Source organism: Paracoccus amoyensis, from assembly GCF_014490725.1.
Classification (GTDB): domain Bacteria; phylum Pseudomonadota; class Alphaproteobacteria; order Rhodobacterales; family Rhodobacteraceae; genus Paracoccus; species Paracoccus amoyensis.
The window spans coordinates 188,670-205,036 of sequence record NZ_JACOQL010000005.1 but is presented as its reverse complement, the minus strand read 5'-3'; the positions used below and the strand labels follow the sequence as shown (position 1 = coordinate 205,036).

The following is a 16,367-nucleotide window of genomic DNA, read 5'->3' as shown; positions in this document are numbered from 1 at the left end:
AATGGCGTTATCACGGGGATCGGGAAATCGTTTTTCGTCGAGCATCTGGCCCGGCTATGTCGATGCCATGACCACGCTGTTGATGGTTTTGATGTTCGTTCTGACGATCTTCATGGTCGCGCAGTTCGTGCTGCGCGATCAACTGGATACGCAGGATGACACGATTGCCGATCAAGGGCTGCAATTGTCGCAACAGGACCGGCAGTTGCAGGATCTGGGTCAGCAGATCGCCTCGCTTGGGAAGGCACTAAGGGCGTCCGAGGATCGCGAAACCGACCTGCAAAGCCAGGTTGATGGGCAAACCACCCGCGCCCAGACTGCCGAAGCAGAGGCGCGGGAACGGGCCGCGCGCATCACTCGCCTGAACACGCAGCTTCAAAGCGCCCAGGGCGATCTTTCGCAGGCCCGCACCCAATTGACCGATTTTGAGGCGCAGGTTGCCGCGCTGATGGCCGCCCGGGCAGCCGATCTGGCACAAGCGGCGACTGACCGGCAAACACTATCGGCCCGTATCGCCGCCGAACAGAACCGCGCATCCGTGGCAGAATTGGCGGTCGCCGCTGCCCGTCACGAAATCAGCGCCGAACAGGAACAGGCGCGTCTTGCTGCAGCACGGCGCGAGGCAATGGAGCAGTTGATCGCCGACCTGCGCCGCCGCAATGAAGCCGCAGAAGCGCAAACGGATCGATTGCAATCGCAACTGACGGAAGCCGATACCGCCCGGTTGACGGATTCCGAAGCGACAGCCGTGTTGCGCAAGCGGTTAGAGCAAGCTGATTCCGAACTGACCGCCATGACCCTGTCGCTTGAGGAAAGCCGCAAGCGGGCCGAAGAAACGCTGACCCTTCTGGCCGCGGCACAGGCCGCACGCGATAATGCCAGTGATGAGGCCGCACGGAATTTGTCGGAAGCGGAACGGCAGGCGGCCTTGCTGGCCAAGGCGGAAGAGGCACTGGCCGATCAGGAAAACCTGTCTGGCGATGGCGAACGGCGGGTGGCGCTGCTGAATGAACAGGTGTCGTCCCTGACGGCGCAACTGGGCAGTTTGCAGGCACTGCTGGACGCGGCAGGTGATGAACAACAGCAGGCCGAATTGCGCGTCTCGGACCTGGGGCAGCAGTTGAATGCGGCCCTTCTGCGTGCGGCCGAAGAAAAAGACCGCCGACTGACGCTTGAAGAAGAAGCTCGGATCAAGGCCGAGGAAGAAGCCCGTGATCTGGCACGCTACCGGTCCGAATTCTTCGGCCGCTTGTCACAGATCCTGCAAGGGCGTCAGGGCGTTCAGGTCGTGGGCGACCGTTTCGTGTTCCAGTCAGAGGTGCTGTTCGCGCCGGGCGCGGCAACCCTGTCCGATGCGGGCCATGATCAGGTTGCGGGCGTCGTGGAAATGCTGACTGACATCGCTGACGAAATCCCGTCCGAGATCGACTGGATCATCCGTGTCGATGGCCATACCGACAGCACGCCGCTGTCCGGGACCGGGCGTTATCGCGACAACTGGGAACTTAGTCAGGCACGCGCCTTGGCCGTGGTGCGTTACATGGTCGATGAGCTTGGCTTTCCGGCCAACCGCGTCGCCGCAGCGGGCTTTGGCGATACCCGCCCGGTGGCCGAAGGGCGCTCTGCCGAGGCGCTGGCACAGAACCGCCGGATCGAATTGAAACTGACCGAGCGTTGAAAAGGGCGCGTCCGGCGCCCTTCTCGTGTCCTGTTCAAAGACGGTGTGTTCGCTGACGTTCCCTTGTGACGGCGTCATCGGCGTCGGCCCTCTGATGATCATCACGTCTGGCCGGCTGGCCCGCCTGCTCAGACCCGCGCAACACCGAACGAAGCTGCTCGGCGGCAAGGACAAATTCGCTGACGATCCCGGTTGCCTGCGTCGCCACACTGCGAAAGCCCTGAAAGGCACTGGCAAGTGATTTTGTCACCCCATCCAGCCCCGACGACAAACTGCTGGCCGTTTCGGTCAGGTCTTGCGCGAAGTTACGTTTCGGCTTGCGACGGCGGCGTGATGCAGCAACGCGCAGACGCGCGGCATCTTCCTCATCGGCGCGGGCCCGGGCACGAACACGGCGTCGCATCGCCTCTTGCTCATCATCGTCCATCGCCGCAAAGCGAGGAGCAACATGTTCCTGCTGCGGCGTATAGGGGCGGGGACGTGCGGGCTTTTCGGAAACATCGTCCCGCATCATATCGCCCACTTTGCGCGCAGCCATTACAGTCGCGGCGGTCGCACCTGCAACGCCAAGCGCGATACCACCCCACACAACAATCTTGCTGGTCAGCGAGGCTGCCGGATGGTCCGAGCGCCCATGGGACGCCGCGCGATCCTGATACGGGTAGCCAGCACCCGTGCGGTGTCCCGGCGGCACGGGACGCGGCCCGAACCGGGTTTCGCTGGTCCGGTCGGCTTCAGTCAATCTGTAGGTATCTTTATCGCTGGGCATCGTTCTGTCTCCGAATATCGCGGATATCTTGGTGACATAACCAAGCAGGGGCACCGAATGTTCCCGATTGCACCTGCGCATTGCAGGAAAACTTGCCCCCGTGGCCATCGCCCGCTATGCCGCGCTGAACCGAAAGGAGCACGCCATGATCCCCCGCTATTCCCGCCCCGAGATGACCGCGATCTGGTCGCCAGAGACCAAGTTTCGCATCTGGTATGAAATCGAAGCCTATGCAAGCGATGCGCAGGCCGAGCTGGGCGTGATCCCGCAAGCGAATGCCGATGCGATCTGGCGCGCCAAAGATGTCGAATTCGATGTCGCGCGCATTGATGAAATCGAAGCCGTCACCAAGCATGATGTGATCGCATTTCTGACCCATCTGGCCGAACATATCGGCGCGGACGAAGCTCGTTTCGTTCATCAGGGCATGACCAGCAGCGACGTTCTGGACACCACGCTGAATGTCCAGCTTGTTCGTGCTGCGGACATCCTGTTGGCAGATATGGACAAGGTTCTGGAGGCGCTGAAGCGCCGCGCCTATGAACACAAGGATACGGTGCGCATCGGCCGCAGCCACGGCATCCATGCAGAGCCGACGACGATGGGGCTGACCTTTGCCCGCTTCTATGCGGAAATGGCACGTGGCAAGGCACGCTTGCAGGCCGCACGGGCAGAAGTCGCGACTGGCGCGATTTCCGGCGCAGTCGGCACCTTCGCCAATATCGATCCCTATGTCGAAGAATATGTCTGCCAGAAAATGGGGCTGCGTCCCGAACCGATCAGCACACAGGTGATCCCGCGTGACCGCCATGCCATGTTCTTCGCCACGCTGGGCATTATCGCCAGCAGCATGGAAAACATCGCCATCGAGATCCGCCACATGCAGCGGACCGAAGTGCTGGAGGCCGAGGAATTTTTCAGCGCCGGACAGAAAGGTTCATCCGCAATGCCCCACAAGCGAAACCCAGTGCTGACCGAGAACCTGACCGGCCTTGCCCGTCTTGTCCGCATGACCGTCGTGCCCGCGATGGAGAACGTTGCCCTGTGGCACGAACGCGATATCAGCCACTCCTCGGTCGAACGCGGCATCGGCCCGGACGCTACCATCACGCTGGATTTCGCGCTGAACCGGTTGGCGGGGGTCATCGACAAGCTGGTCATCTATCCCGACAACATGCTTGCGAACATGAACAAATTCAAAGGTCTGGTGATGAGCCAGCGGGTTCTGCTGGCCTTGACCCAAGCGGGCGTCTCGCGTGAGGATGCTTATCGTCTGGTGCAGCGCAATGCGATGAAAGTGTGGGAACAGGGCAAGGATTTCAAGGAAGAATTGCTGGCCGATCCTGAAGTCACCGCCGCGCTGCCGCCTGCTGAAATCGAAGAAAAATTCGACCTTGGCTATCACACGAAGCATGTCGATACGATCTTCAAGCGCGTATTTGAATCAAATCCTCTGTAATCTTAAGGTGACGCTAAGGTTTCGGTAACGCGATCTTAGCCATGACATGCCAGATTGGCTGCCAGAAGATAGCCAATCTGGGGGTTTCAATGCAGCTGCAAACCGGGCTGAGCCCGCGCCAAAAAGCGGCGGTAATCGTGCGATTGCTGCTGGATGATGAAGACGCGGCCAGTTTGTCGCAACTTAATACCGACAATCAGACGCTGGTGGCCGAAGCCATGGCTGGTATGGAAATCATTGATCGGCAAACCCGCGACGCCGTCATCACCGAATTCTGCGACAATTTGGAAGCTGTGGGCGTGACCTTTCCTGGCGATCTGGATGGCACCCTTGCGATGCTGGGCAGCAGATTGTCGGACATCAGCGCCGATCACCTGCGCCGTATCGCCGCAACCTCAGGGCACGGCGATCCTTGGGTGCGTATCGCTGCGCTATCGGGCGACACAATTCTTCGGCTGGCGCATGCCGAAGCGGTGGAACTGGTCGCGCTGATGCTGTCAAAACTGCCGGTCGAGCGGGCCTCGGAAACCTTTGTTGCGCTGCCCCGCGACCGGGCGCGTGCCGTGGCGCAGGCCATGTCGATGACATCGGCTGTCAGTCCGCAAGCCCTGCAGCGGGTCGGCCTGATTCTGCTGCAAGCGGCAGAGGCCATTCCCCGGCCTGCCATTTCGACCCCGGCGACGGAACGCATGGGGGCGATCCTGAACTTTGCGACCGCCGATCTGCGGGATGAGGTTCTGGGCGCATTGGAGGAGCAGGACATCGGCTTCGCTGGCGGTGTGCGCAAGGCCATCTTCATCTTTGCCCATATCCCGATCCGCATTGCGCCCCGTGATATCCCTCGCATCACCCGAGAAGTCGATCAGGCGGTATTGATTCGTGCGCTGGCCGGAACAACGCCCGCAGATACCGTCGCCGCCGACTTTGTTCTGGCCAACCTGTCACAACGCATGGCCGATGGCCTGCGCGAGGAACGCGACGCTTTGGGCAAATTGCGCGCGCGCGACGTTGAAGAGGCGATGAATGAGGTCGTTGCGGTCATTCGCCGTATGGCGGATGCCGGGGAACTGACACTGATCCTGCCGTCTGACGAAGAAGGTGACGATTGATGCCGCGCTTTGCGGCGCGGCGTGACCTGGGACAAGACGGCTTGTCATGCCCAGCGCCAGACCGGATAACCGGCAGCAGGAGCGCCATCATGACCAACATAATCGCAATCACCCTGTTTCTTTTGATCGTAGCGATCTTTGCGATTGACCATTTCATGCTTGGTAACAACCTGCCTGTCGTTGTCGGCAAGGGTCTCGATAATTTCATCGAATATGTCAGTTTCTGGCGCTGAATCTGCCATCGTTACCCTGTCAGCATTTGCATCGCCCTCATCCCCGCGATAGAGGGAGGCAACGTCATTTGGACAGGAGAGAGATCCATGGCTGTCAAAGTTGCCATCAACGGTTTTGGTCGGATTGGCCGGAATGTCTTGCGTGCAATCATTGAATCCGGACGTAACGATATTGAAGTCGTCGCGATCAACGATCTTGGCCCGGTGGAAACCAACGCGCACCTGCTGCGCTACGATTCGGTCCATGGTCGTTTCCCGGCGAAAGTAACGGTTGACGGTGACACGATTGATGTTGGCCGCGGCCCGATCAAGGTCACCGCGATCCGCAATCCGGCTGACCTGCCCTGGGGCGATATTGACGTCATCCTGGAATGCACCGGCATCTTCACCTCGAAAGAAAAGGTAAAGCCGCACCTGTCGACTGGCGCCAAGCGCGTCCTGATCTCGGCCCCCGGCGAGGATGCTGACAAGACGATCGTTTTCGGCGTCAATGACGACACCCTGACCAAGGACGATATCGTCGTTTCCAACGCCAGCTGCACCACCAATTGCCTGTCGCCGGTCGCCAAGGTTCTGAACGACGCCATCGGCATCGACCGTGGCTTCATGACCACGATTCACAGCTATACCGGCGACCAGCCGACCCTGGATACGATGCACAAGGATCTGTATCGCGCCCGCGCTGCTGCGCTGTCGATGATCCCGACGTCGACCGGTGCTGCCAAGGCCGTGGGTCTGGTTCTGCCCGAACTGAAGGGCAAGCTGGACGGCGTTGCGATTCGCGTTCCTACCCCGAACGTCTCGGTCGTCGATCTGGTGTTCGAGGCTGGCAAAGATACGTCAGTCGAAGAAATCAACAATGCGATCAAGGCTGCTGCCGATGGCCCGCTGAAAGGCATCCTGGGCTATACGGATGAAAAGCTGGTATCGTCGGACTTCAACCACGACCCGCACAGCTCGATCTTCCATCTGGATCAGACCAAGGTAATGGAGGGCCGCCTGTGCCGTATCCTCAGCTGGTATGACAACGAATGGGGCTTCTCGAACCGGATGGCGGATACCGCCGTTGCGATGGGCAAGCTGATCTGAATTGACACGGCAAGAATTTGAAAAGGCGGCGAGTTTCCTCGCCGCCTTTTTCATGTTCCGCTACCCTGCCTCAAAGGCGTGCTTGCCAAAATGGCAACAGCTGCACGCTTGACCATAAAACTGTATCAGCCACGCCGGATCAGACGGCGGGAATTTGCCCGCGTGCGCCTACCATAAGGGCGCAGTGCGGCCGAAATCATGCGATCGGCGCTGTCCCCACGCCCTGCGGATCGCGCAATCGCGAACAGCGACTCGGACGCGGCGGCGTGTTTTTCGGCAACCATGCGAAACGGCTCTCCCGGAGATTGGGAAATCACGCCCATCATACCAGCGACTCGCAAGCCGATAACCATTTGCGATTCAATGGCCAACCGCGTCACTTGCGCCCAAACACGCATCGCATCGGCTGGTGAGCCAATTGTTCCAATAGGATACATCAGCATTTTTCCTTTCGGAGGAAGCCTCCGTGAAAATAAACATTCAGACAATGTGGGCCGAGACAACAGTTGGCGCAAGACACACTTTCCGGCAGGGTTGACAAATCCTGAACCTGTGGCTTGGAAACGCCGACATGCCGTGTATAGAGGCGCATATGACTGACAGCATCACCCTTCGCCGCCCGGACGACTGGCACCTGCACCTGCGCGACGGTGCCATGTTGGTCGCGGTAGCCCCGCATTCCGCCGGTTTTGGCCGTGCGATCATCATGCCCAATCTGGTCCCGCCGGTTGTCACCGGCGCGCAGGCAGCCGCCTATCGCGACCGTATCTTGGCCGCCCTGCCCGATGGCGCGGCGTTGAAACCGCAGATGACGCTGTATCTGACCGACACGACAGACCCCGGCGATCTGGTTGCGGCCTATCGCGACGGGATCATTCGCGCGGTCAAGTTGTATCCGGCAGGTGCGACGACCAATTCGGCCAGCGGCGTGACCGATTTCGATCGTGTCCGCCCCGTGCTGGAGGCGATGGCCGAAGCAGGTATTACCCTTTGTGTTCACGGCGAGGTCACCGATCCTGCGGTTGATATCTTTGACCGCGAGGCCGTGTTCATCGACCGCGTGCTGGATCCGGTCCGCCGCGCAACCCCCGGCCTGCGCGTCGTGATGGAACATATCACGACTGCAGATGGCGTGGACTATGCCCGCAGCGGCGGCGACACCTTGGGCGCGACCATCACCACGCATCATCTGGTCATCAACCGTAATGCCATTTTGGCAGGCGGAATTCGCCCGCACTATTATTGCCTGCCAGTCGCCAAGCGCGAAAGCCACCGTCTTGCCCTGCGCGAAGCCGCGACCAGCGGCGAGGCGCGGTTCTTTCTTGGCACCGACAGCGCCCCCCATGCTGACAGTGCCAAGCTGCAACCCTGCGGCTGCGCGGGTTGCTTTACGGCGCCAAACACGATGTCGATTCTGGCGCATGTTTTTGAACAGGACGGCGCACTGGACAAGCTGGAGGCCTTTGCCAGTCTGAACGGCGCGGCATTTTATGGCCTGCCGCCCAGCGACGACCACATCCGTATGGTCAAGCGCATCACACCGGCCGACTATCCCACATCCATTTCCGCCGGTGATGAGACAGTAACCGTCTTTGATCCCGGCTTTCCCCTTTACTGGCATCTGGAGAACGCATGAGCCTGCCCTATCCCTCACGCGAGGAAATCGCCCGCCTGACTGCCCGGATGTTGTTGGAAATCAAGGCGGTGGATTTCAATGCTGAAACCCCCTTCACCTACGCGTCCGGCCTGAAAGGCCCGACATATGTTGATTGTCGGCGCATCATCAGCTTTCCGCGCGTCCGCCAGACGCTGATGGATTTCCTGGCCGCGACCGTCATGCGTGACGCCGGGTTCGAGGCATTCGAGAATGTCGCGGGTGGCGAAACTGCCGGTATCCCCTTTGGCGCCATGGTGGCCGAACGTCTTGGCCTGCCGATGAGTTATGTGCGCAAGAAGCCCAAGGGCTATGGCCGCAACGCCCGGATCGAAGGTGTCATGACCGAAGGCCAGCGCGTCCTGCTGGTCGAGGACCTGACGACCGATGGTGGCAGCAAGCTGTCCTTTGTCGATGCGATCCGCGAAACCGGCGCGACCTGCGCGCATACGGCGGTGATCTTTTATTACGGCATATTCCCGGAAACGACTAACGACTGGCCGATCACGGGGTCAATCTGCACTTCCTTTGCACCTGGTGGGACGTCCTGGAAGAGGCACGCCGGCAAGAAGCCTTTGACGAAAAGACCCTGAACGAAGTTCAGGCCTTCCTGATCAATCCGCGTGAATGGCAGGCGGCGAATAGCTGATCTTGTGGGTTATCCACAGGCTATCCACAGAATGATGCACCAATATCGGGCCGCACGGGATTACGCGCGGCCCGATATTGGGTTAGACTACGCTGAATAACAACAGGGGGCACAAGGCAGATGAGCGGATTGCGCGTAATCGTTCCGGGTCAGGACGGCACGGAAGAAGAAAAGACCGCAATCCCGTTTTCGCTCGAGGCCGAACAGCAATTGCTGGGTGCTTTGCTGACGAACAACGATGTGTTCGACCGCGTCAGCCAGATCATCAAGGCCGAACATTTCTATCACCCCGTCCATGCCCGCATCTACGAAATTTCGTCCGAACGGATTCGCAAGAACGCATTGGCCAGCCCCGTCACGATCAAGGCTTTTCTGGAAAATGACGAGGGGCTGAAGGAACTGGGCGGTGCGCCCTATCTGGCCCGGATGGCAAGTGCGGCAATCTCGGCCTATGCAGCCCGCGACTATGCCCAGATGATCCGCGAATTTGCGCTGCGCCGCGAATTGATGCAGTTGGGTCAGGATATCGCGGCCCGGGCCTCGACCCACGAGGTTGGCGATGATGCCGAAGAACAGATCAAGGCGGCAGAACAGACGCTTTACAAGCTGGGCGAACAGGGCGTCGCAGAACGTGGCTTCCAAAGCTTTCTGAAGGCTGTAACCGGCGCGGTTCAGGTGGCCAATGCCGCCTATCAGCGTGACGGCAAGCTGTCGGGGATTTCCTCTGGCCTGATTGATCTGGACGGCAAGATGGGCGGTCTGAACAATTCGGACCTTATCATTCTGGCCGGTCGACCCTCGATGGGGAAGACCTCGCTTGCGACCAACATCGCCTTCAATATCGCCAAGGCCCACAAGATGGGCGAAAAGGCGGACGGCACGCATGGCACCATCGAAGGGGGCGTCGTGGGCTTTTTCAGCCTGGAGATGTCGGCAGAGCAGTTGGCCGCACGGATCCTGTCGGAGGCCGCCGAGGTTCCGTCAGAGCGGATCCGTAGCGGGAACATGGACGAAAGCGAATTCCGCCGTTTCGTCGAGGCAGCCCATGCCCTGCAAAACTGCCCGCTTTACATTGACGACACCCCTGCCCTGCCCATCAACCAGCTTGCCGCCCGCGCCCGCAAATTGAAGCGGACGCATGGTCTGGACGTGCTGATGGTGGACTATTTGCAGCTTTTGAAAGCCGCGTCCGCCAAAGACAGCCGCGTGAATGAGGTCAGTGAAATTACGCAGGGCCTGAAAGCCGTCGCCAAAGAGCTGAACATCCCGGTCATCGCCCTGTCGCAGTTATCGCGTCAGGTTGAAAACCGCGAAGACAAGCGTCCGCAGCTTTCAGACCTTCGCGAATCCGGCTCGATCGAGCAGGACGCAGATATCGTGATGTTCGTCTATCGCGAAGAATATTACAAAGAACGCGAAAAGCCCTCGGACAGTGATCTGGACGCCATGGCGAAGTGGCAGCAGGTCATGGAGCAAGTCCATGGCAAGGCCGAGGTGATCCTGGGCAAGCAGCGTCACGGTCCTATCGGCACGGTCGAGCTTTCCTTTGAAGGGCAATTCACCCGCTTCGGCAATCTGGCAAAGGATCGTCAGACGCAATGGGAATGAGCCTGCCTGTTCCGGTCATCACCATCGGGCTTCTGATCGCTTCGAATATCTTCATGACCGTGGCTTGGTATGGTCATCTGAAGTTCAAAACCGCTCCTTTGGCGACGGTAATCCTGATCAGCTGGTTCATCGCGCTGTTTGAATACATCATGCAGGTGCCTGCGAACCGCATCGGCCACGGCCATTTCTCGGCCGCGCAGTTGAAGACCATCCAAGAGGTCATCAGCCTGTCGATTTTCGCCCTGTTTTCGTGGCTGTATCTGGGCGAGAAAATCGGCTGGCAGCATGGCGTTGGCTTTGGTCTGATCTGCCTTGGCGCGTGGTTCATCTTCCATGACTTCGGCTAGGTCAGCGCCACATATCCTGACCCTTGTGGCGCTGTCAGGCATCGCCGCGCTTTCCATGAATATTTTCCTGCCATCCCTGCCGGGCATGGCCCAGTATTTCGGCGTTGATTACGCCGTCATGCAGCTGTCAGTGTCGGCCTATATCGGCGCAACGGCGGTTTTGCAGCTTGTCGCCGGCCCGATCAGCGACCGCTTTGGCCGCCGCCCCGTTGTGCTGGGCGGTCTGGTCATTTTCCTGTTGGCGACCGTTGGAACGTTGCTGGCGCCGACCGCAGGAACGTTCCTGTTCTTCCGCCTGATCCAGTCGGCGATCTCGGTCTGTATTATGGTGCCACGTGCCGTCATCCGCGACCAATATGACGGGGCCGAGGCCGCCTCGATGATTGGTTATGTGACGATGGGGATGTCGGTCGTTCCCATGATCGCGCCCGTCATCGGCGGTTTTCTGGATGAGGCATTCGGCTGGCAGGCCAATTTCGCAATGATGGGCGGCATCGGGTTTCTGGTGCTGGTCATCGCCTGGTGGAACATGGGGGAAACCGTCCGCTATGGCGGGCTGTCGATGCGTCAGCAAATGGTCAATTATCCGCTTCTTGCGCGTTCCGTCCGGTTCTGGGGCTATTGCGCGGCGGCGACGCTAAGTTCGGGCTGCTTCTTCGCCTATCTTGGCGGGGCGCCTTTTGTGGGTCAGCATGTCTTTCACATGACCCCGGCAGAGGTCGGTTATTATTTCATGGCTCCCTCGATCGGCTATCTGATCGGAAACTTCCTGTCGGCGCGTTTCACGCGGACGCTGGGCCTTAATCAGATGATTCTGGCTGGCGCGACTCTTTGTGCGACGGCGCTGTTCATCGCCCTGATTTTCGACGTGATGGGAATTGTCAGCCCATGGATTTTCTTTGGCGCAATTGCCGTCATGGGCATGGGAAACGGCCTTGTCCTGCCGAATGCCAATGCCGGGATGATGAATGTGCGCCCTGAACTGGCGGGCACGGCCAGCGGCTTGGGCGGCGCCCTGGCTGTCGCAGGCGGCGCGATATTGTCAGCACTTGCTGGTGTTTTTCTGACACCGGGGTCTGGTGCGACACCGTTGCTGATCATCATGTGCTGCTCTGCCCTCGGCAGTCTGCTGGCGATCACGTGGGTCTTCCGCAGGGAACGCCAATTGTCGATGGGCGACTGATCCGCAGGCGACAACGGGATTTTAACCAATCGCGTGCATCGTGTCGGAATGAATATCCGTGGCGTCGCCTCCCTGTCCTTCGTTGCCCTCATCTGGCTTGCGCCAGTGTATTTGCAAAGGCTATTGGATTATTTGCAAAACACGGGACGCAGCAAAATGGCCACGCAAAAGATCTATGCCGGAACTTCCCTTCGTGAAACACGGGCGCGCAGCGGGCTGACGCAGCGCCACTTCGCCGAACGCCTGGGAATTTCGCTGCCCTACCTGTCGCAGATGGAAAACAATCACCGCCCGATCTCCGCCGGGGTGCTTCTGCGGCTAGCACAGGAATTTGGCGTCGACCTGACCACCCTGTCTGCCGGCGACGCCGAGCGGATGGTCGTTGATATGCAAGAGGCGTTGGCAGATCCGGTTTTCGACGCAACGCCTCCGCTGGCTGATCTGCGGCTTGCCGCGACGAACGCGCCGATCCTGGCCCGCGCGTTCTTGGACCTTTATCAATTGCATCGACAAAGTCAGGAACGCCTTGCCGCGCTGGATGAGGCTATCGGTGCGGCAGGCCAGAACACCGTTTCAACCCCGTGGGAAGAAGTGCGCGACTTCTTTCACTATTGCGACAACTATATCGACGCGGTTGACCGGGCCGCCGAACGTTATGCCTGCCCGGATGGCAAACGCGCTGACCCCTGGACCATCGCGGTCGAGGCTTTGGCCGCTAGCGGAATCACGGTCAAACAGGTCGAATTACCCGCCACCGCGGTTTTTCATCGCGAAGGCAATATAGTGCTGGTGAATGCTGCGGCAGAGCGCGCGACACAGGTTTTTCAGCTGTTACATCTGGTTGCACTGGAAAAGCAGAACGGCCTTTTGGAAGCGACATTGGATCTGGCGCGATTTCGCAGTCAGACAGCCCGAGAGATCGCCCGGGTCGGATTGGCGAATTACTTTGCGGGTGCAGCATTGATGCCCTATCGCGCCTTCATCGCCGCCGCCCAGGCCGAGCGTCACGATCTGGAACGCCTGTCCCATTTGTTCGGCGCGTCGCTGGAACAGGTGGCGCACCGGCTGTCAACCTTGCAGCGGCCCGGAATCAAGGGCGTGCCGTTCTTTTTCGTGCGCGTCGATCAGGCTGGGACGATTACCAAACGCCACTCGGCCGCGCGGCTGCAATTCGCCCGTTTTGGCGGCGCTTGCCCGCTGTGGAATGTGCATCAAGCGTTCGAACAGCCCGGCCGGTTTTTACGACAACTGGCCGAAACACCAGATGGTGTGCGCTATCTGCTGCTGTCCCGCGATGTATCGAAACACGCGGGCGCCTTTAACGCCCCCGTCCGCCGCTTTGCCATCGGTCTTGGATGCGAAGTCGGCTATGCCGATCATCTGGTCTATGCAGACGGGCTGGACCTGTCCCGCCCCAGCATGTTCGAGCCGATCGGAATCTCTTGCCGAATCTGTCCGCGACCGGACTGTCACCAACGGTCTGTGCCGCCGATTGACCGACCATTACGAATTCCATCAGACAGAAATGGGCCATTGCCATATGAAATTGCCTGACAATATCTCGCATTCGCAGCATTTTTCGGCAAATTACCGCCCATCAGGGCGGGTATCCGCGCATCTATGGAACCTTCGGCGGCTGGCTTGTTGCCAACTTAGCACAGGTCTTGTTTACCCGCACTCTAATGGAACCAGATCGTCCCACCATCACCGCAAGGGACGCGCCATCGGGGGACCTGCCTTGCCGAAAGCTTTGAACCGCCTCAACGCGTCGTTGGAACGCATTCTTCCTGAAAAACGGATGTTCCTGCGCTCTGAAGATGCCACGCGGTTCGTTCGACTGACCCCCCTCACTCAATTGGCCGGCATCGGCGGCATTTCCCTTGTGTTCGGCTGGACTTTGGTGGCCAGTTCGATCCTTGCCATTGACGCAATCAGTTCGGGCAGTTCGCGCGATCAGGTGCAGCGCACGCAGGCCGCCTTTGAAGAGCGTCTGAATCAGCTGTCGGAAGAACGTGACGCCCGCGCCGCCGAAGCTGTTGCCGCCCAGAACCGCTTTGCCGTCGCGCTTGAGCAAGTCTCGCAGATGCAGTCAAAGTTGCTGGCCTCTGAAGAAGGTCGCCGCGAATTGGAGACCGGGCTTGGTGCGGTTCAGTCGACATTGCGTGACGCCATCACCGAACGTAACGATGCGCAGCGGATCGCCGCAACCACGACCGAAGGCGCCGATGTTGCCGCCACTCCGGCCCGCGATGAAGAAGTTTCAACCGCACTGGACATATTGTCCGGCGAACTTCGCCAAGCAGCAACCGAACGCGCATCCGCCGTTCAGCAAGCCGAAGAAGCGCAGAAGGCCGCCGATGATCTGACGGTCGAGCGTGATGAAATCCTGGCCCGCAATGATGAAATTCTGACGCAGCTGGAAAACGCCGTAACCGTCTCGGTCGAGCCCTTGGATGATGTTTTCCGTTCGGTCGGCATGAACCCCGAAGACGTTCTATCGACCATTCGCAGTGGTTATTCGGGTCAGGGTGGTCCGCTGACGCCGGTGTCGCGTTCGACCCGTGGCGACGCTGCACTGTCACAGGGCGAAACCAAGGCGAACCAAATCATCGTGACGCTGGACCAGATGAATACTTACCGTATCGCCATGGAAAAACTGCCCCTGGCGATGCCGGTCAAAAGCTCGTTTCGCTACAGCTCTAATTTTGGGCGTCGTTGGGGCCGCCGCCATGAAGGCATCGACATGGCCGCCCCGATCGGCACTCCGGTCTATGCCACGGGCGATGGTGTTATCACCCATGCTAGCCGTCAGGGTGCCTATGGCAACCTGATCAAGATCGAGCATGAACTGGGCGTTGAGACCCGTTTTGGCCACCTGTCGCGTATTCGCGTAAAAGTGGGCCAAAGGGTGTCGCAAGGCGAGTTGATCGGTGATATGGGAAATACTGGGCGTTCGACCGGGCCGCACCTGCATTATGAAGTGCGCATGAATGGTCGGGCCGTAGATCCGATGAGCTTCATCAAGGCAGCAGACAATGTTTTCTAAGACTCGTGTGACCGAAAATCGTCCTCAACAAGGCTCCGCTCCGGTGGAAAATATCGAACCGAGCCCGGCTCCCGCCGCAGCCGAGCGCACTCCGGAAACAGCGGCAGCAGCTGCCGCACCGCGTGGGCGCTCGACGCCATCTGTTCTGTCGTCAGACCTGACAGTGACCGGCAACATCCGCACGCAGGGCGATATCCAGATCGAAGGAAACGTCGAAGGTGACGTGCGCGCGCATCAACTGACCGTCGGCGAAAGCGCCACGATCAAGGGTGAGATCGTCGGTGACGATGTGATCGTGCATGGCCGGGTGATCGGTCGCGTTCGCGGTCTAAAAGTCCGTCTGTCGGCGACGGCCCGTGTCGAAGGCGACATCATCCACAAGACCATCGCGATTGAATCCGGCGCCCATTTCGAAGGCTCGGTTCAGCGTCAGGAAGATCCGCTGGCAAATGGCGGCACCAAGAAACTGGCCCCGCCAAACGCAGGCTAATTATCAGCTTTGAAATACGAATTCAGACGGCCCGCACATTCGCTGCGGGCCGTTTTCGTTCAACGGCTGGCTATGCCAATAATTTCAACCCACAGCATTATCCAATCAAAGAAAATCCCGACTGCTGACTTCCATTACCATGCCCAAAGTGAAACTAATCGCCGGTGCGATCGCACCGCCAAAAGGGAGGGAAGCATATGAAACTGGTTCGCTATGGCATTGCGGGGGCGGAAAAGCCCGGTCTATTGGACACGCAAGGCAGAGTTCGCGACCTTAGCGGATATTGCAGCGATATCGCGGGCGACGTGCTGACGCCGCAAGGCTTGGCGGCGCTGCGCGAAATCGATATCTTTTCGCTGCCAGTGGTCGACGGCATGCCGCAAAACGACCTACGCCTTGGCGCATGTGTCGGCAGCGTCGGAAAGTTCCTTGCGATTGGCCTGAACTATGCCGACCACGCGGCAGAAGCCGGAATGGATGTGCCGTCTGAGCCGGTTGTTTTTACGAAATGGACCACCTCGATCGCCGGTCCGGACGATGAGCTGCGCCTGCCACCAGGATCCGCATCGACCGATTGGGAAGTCGAGCTGGGCATTGTCATCGGCGCCGAGGCCCGCAACGTCGCCCAAGCGAATGCCCTGAACCACATTGCTGGCTATTGTCTGGTTAATGATATCAGCGAACGCGACTGGCAGTTGAAGCGCGGCGGCACATGGGACAAGGGCAAGGGATATGACGGGTTTGGTCCGATCGGCCCATGGCTTGTAACGGCGGATGAAATCCCCAATCCGAACGCACTGCCGATGTGGTTGGAAGTTGACGGCCACCGCTATCAAAGCGGCAGCACGGCGACCATGGTCTTTGGCCCCGCCGAAATCGTCTCCTATTGCTCTCGTTTTACCACGCTGAAACCGGGTGACGTGATTACCACCGGCACGCCACCGGGGGTGGGCATGGGACAAAAGCCTCCGGTTTATCTGCGTGACGGGCAAGTGATGCGGCTGGGCATCGACGGTTTGGGCGAACAAACACAGCGGGTCGTCGAGGGGTAGA

Annotated in this window: 15 protein-coding genes and 1 pseudogene; 14 read left to right on the top strand and 2 right to left on the bottom strand. The window is 59.4% G+C overall.

The genetic code is table 11. The features are described from left to right. Window position 1 precedes the first annotated feature (1 nt). The gene (locus tag H4P12_RS16445) at window positions 2-1,678 is read left to right on the top strand and encodes a peptidoglycan -binding protein (RefSeq protein WP_187794756.1); all 1,677 of its coding nucleotides are present in this window, start codon (window positions 2-4) and stop codon (window positions 1,676-1,678) included. A gap of 34 nt (window positions 1,679-1,712) precedes the next feature. Here the strand turns inward: H4P12_RS16445 and H4P12_RS16440 are convergent, their stop codons facing one another. Further along, window positions 1,713-2,447 (bottom strand): hypothetical protein, encoded by a 735-nt coding sequence (locus tag H4P12_RS16440; RefSeq protein WP_187794755.1) that lies wholly within the window; start codon window positions 2,445-2,447, stop codon window positions 1,713-1,715. Window positions 2,448-2,592: 145 nt separating this feature from the next. On the opposite strand from H4P12_RS16440, the gene purB reads away from it, so the two are divergent. The 4 genes from purB (at window position 2,593) to gap (ending at window position 6,337) form a co-directional block, all read left to right on the top strand. Then, window positions 2,593-3,906: an adenylosuccinate lyase gene (purB, locus tag H4P12_RS16435; protein ID WP_187794866.1), complete on the top strand. Its 1,314-nt coding sequence runs from the start codon at window positions 2,593-2,595 to the stop codon at window positions 3,904-3,906. A gap of 89 nt (window positions 3,907-3,995) precedes the next feature. After that, window positions 3,996-5,015: a flagellar motor switch protein FliG gene (locus H4P12_RS16430; protein WP_187794754.1), complete on the top strand. Its 1,020-nt coding sequence runs from the start codon at window positions 3,996-3,998 to the stop codon at window positions 5,013-5,015. Window positions 5,016-5,104: 89 nt separating this feature from the next. Further along, window positions 5,105-5,248, top strand: coding sequence for a hypothetical protein (locus tag H4P12_RS16425; protein WP_187794753.1), 144 nt, complete (start codon window positions 5,105-5,107; stop codon window positions 5,246-5,248). Between the two features lie 87 nt (window positions 5,249-5,335). Beyond that, the gene (gene gap / locus H4P12_RS16420) at window positions 5,336-6,337 is read left to right on the top strand and encodes a type I glyceraldehyde-3-phosphate dehydrogenase (RefSeq protein ID WP_187794752.1); all 1,002 of its coding nucleotides are present in this window, start codon (window positions 5,336-5,338) and stop codon (window positions 6,335-6,337) included. A gap of 125 nt (window positions 6,338-6,462) precedes the next feature. Here the strand turns inward: gap and H4P12_RS16415 are convergent, their stop codons facing one another. Next, complete coding sequence (locus H4P12_RS16415; protein ID WP_187794751.1) at window positions 6,463-6,774, bottom strand: antibiotic ABC transporter; 312 nt, start codon at window positions 6,772-6,774, stop codon at window positions 6,463-6,465. A 155-nt stretch (window positions 6,775-6,929) separates the two neighbouring features. Here H4P12_RS16415 and pyrC point away from each other — a divergent pair, with 155 nt between their 5' ends. The 9 genes and pseudogenes from pyrC (at window position 6,930) to H4P12_RS16370 (ending at window position 16,366) form a co-directional block, all read left to right on the top strand. Then, window positions 6,930-7,973 (top strand): dihydroorotase, encoded by a 1,044-nt coding sequence (gene pyrC, locus H4P12_RS16410; RefSeq protein WP_187794750.1) that lies wholly within the window; start codon window positions 6,930-6,932, stop codon window positions 7,971-7,973. After that, window positions 7,970-8,640, top strand: a pseudogene (locus H4P12_RS16405) (orotate phosphoribosyltransferase). The gene pyrC and the pseudogene H4P12_RS16405 overlap by 4 nt, the downstream one beginning before the upstream one ends. A 120-nt stretch (window positions 8,641-8,760) precedes the next feature. After that, a complete protein-coding gene (locus H4P12_RS16400; protein ID WP_187794749.1) occupies window positions 8,761-10,248 on the top strand; it encodes a replicative DNA helicase in 1,488 nt (495 codons plus the stop codon). Beyond that, the gene (locus H4P12_RS16395; protein ID WP_223115852.1) at window positions 10,245-10,595 is read left to right on the top strand and encodes a DMT family protein; all 351 of its coding nucleotides are present in this window, start codon (window positions 10,245-10,247) and stop codon (window positions 10,593-10,595) included. Before H4P12_RS16400 ends, H4P12_RS16395 begins: the two co-directional genes overlap by 4 nt. Further along, window positions 10,582-11,778 (top strand): multidrug effflux MFS transporter, encoded by a 1,197-nt coding sequence (locus H4P12_RS16390; RefSeq protein ID WP_187794747.1) that lies wholly within the window; start codon window positions 10,582-10,584, stop codon window positions 11,776-11,778. The genes H4P12_RS16395 and H4P12_RS16390 overlap by 14 nt, the downstream gene beginning before the upstream one ends. Window positions 11,779-11,934: 156 nt before the next feature. Next, the gene (locus H4P12_RS16385) at window positions 11,935-13,332 is read left to right on the top strand and encodes a helix-turn-helix domain-containing protein (RefSeq protein ID WP_187794746.1); all 1,398 of its coding nucleotides are present in this window, start codon (window positions 11,935-11,937) and stop codon (window positions 13,330-13,332) included. A 244-nt stretch (window positions 13,333-13,576) separates the two neighbouring features. After that, window positions 13,577-14,824: a DUF5930 domain-containing protein gene (locus tag H4P12_RS16380; protein ID WP_187794745.1), complete on the top strand. Its 1,248-nt coding sequence runs from the start codon at window positions 13,577-13,579 to the stop codon at window positions 14,822-14,824. Further along, window positions 14,814-15,314, top strand: coding sequence for a bactofilin family protein (locus tag H4P12_RS16375; RefSeq protein WP_187794744.1), 501 nt, complete (start codon window positions 14,814-14,816; stop codon window positions 15,312-15,314). The genes H4P12_RS16380 and H4P12_RS16375 overlap by 11 nt, the downstream gene beginning before the upstream one ends. Before the next feature lie 197 nt (window positions 15,315-15,511). After that, a complete protein-coding gene (locus tag H4P12_RS16370) occupies window positions 15,512-16,366 on the top strand; it encodes a fumarylacetoacetate hydrolase family protein (protein WP_187794743.1) in 855 nt (284 codons plus the stop codon). The last annotated feature ends 1 nt before the right edge of the window (window position 16,367 follow it).

Excerpts from the sequence above, each read along its gene's own strand:
- gap (WP_187794752.1), top strand. The coding sequence starts at position 5,336 with ATGGCTGTCAAAGTTGCCATCAACGGTTTTGGTCGGATTGGCCGGAAT.
- H4P12_RS16430 (WP_187794754.1), top strand. The coding sequence starts at position 3,996 with ATGCAGCTGCAAACCGGGCTGAGCCCGCGCCAAAAAGCGGCGGTAATC.
- H4P12_RS16380 (WP_187794745.1), top strand. The coding sequence starts at position 13,577 with ATGTTCCTGCGCTCTGAAGATGCCACGCGGTTCGTTCGACTGACCCCC.
- H4P12_RS16370 (WP_187794743.1), top strand. The coding sequence starts at position 15,512 with ATGAAACTGGTTCGCTATGGCATTGCGGGGGCGGAAAAGCCCGGTCTA.
- purB (WP_187794866.1), top strand. The coding sequence starts at position 2,593 with ATGATCCCCCGCTATTCCCGCCCCGAGATGACCGCGATCTGGTCGCCA.
- H4P12_RS16440 (WP_187794755.1), bottom strand. The coding sequence starts at position 2,447 with ATGCCCAGCGATAAAGATACCTACAGATTGACTGAAGCCGACCGGACC.
- H4P12_RS16445 (WP_187794756.1), top strand. The coding sequence starts at position 2 with ATGGCGTTATCACGGGGATCGGGAAATCGTTTTTCGTCGAGCATCTGG.
- H4P12_RS16375 (WP_187794744.1), top strand. The coding sequence starts at position 14,814 with ATGTTTTCTAAGACTCGTGTGACCGAAAATCGTCCTCAACAAGGCTCC.
- pyrC (WP_187794750.1), top strand. The coding sequence starts at position 6,930 with ATGACTGACAGCATCACCCTTCGCCGCCCGGACGACTGGCACCTGCAC.
- H4P12_RS16385 (WP_187794746.1), top strand. The coding sequence starts at position 11,935 with ATGGCCACGCAAAAGATCTATGCCGGAACTTCCCTTCGTGAAACACGG.
- H4P12_RS16400 (WP_187794749.1), top strand. The coding sequence starts at position 8,761 with ATGAGCGGATTGCGCGTAATCGTTCCGGGTCAGGACGGCACGGAAGAA.
- H4P12_RS16415 (WP_187794751.1), bottom strand. The coding sequence starts at position 6,774 with ATGTATCCTATTGGAACAATTGGCTCACCAGCCGATGCGATGCGTGTT.
- H4P12_RS16395 (WP_223115852.1), top strand. The coding sequence starts at position 10,245 with ATGAGCCTGCCTGTTCCGGTCATCACCATCGGGCTTCTGATCGCTTCG.
- H4P12_RS16425 (WP_187794753.1), top strand. The coding sequence starts at position 5,105 with ATGACCAACATAATCGCAATCACCCTGTTTCTTTTGATCGTAGCGATC.
- H4P12_RS16390 (WP_187794747.1), top strand. The coding sequence starts at position 10,582 with ATGACTTCGGCTAGGTCAGCGCCACATATCCTGACCCTTGTGGCGCTG.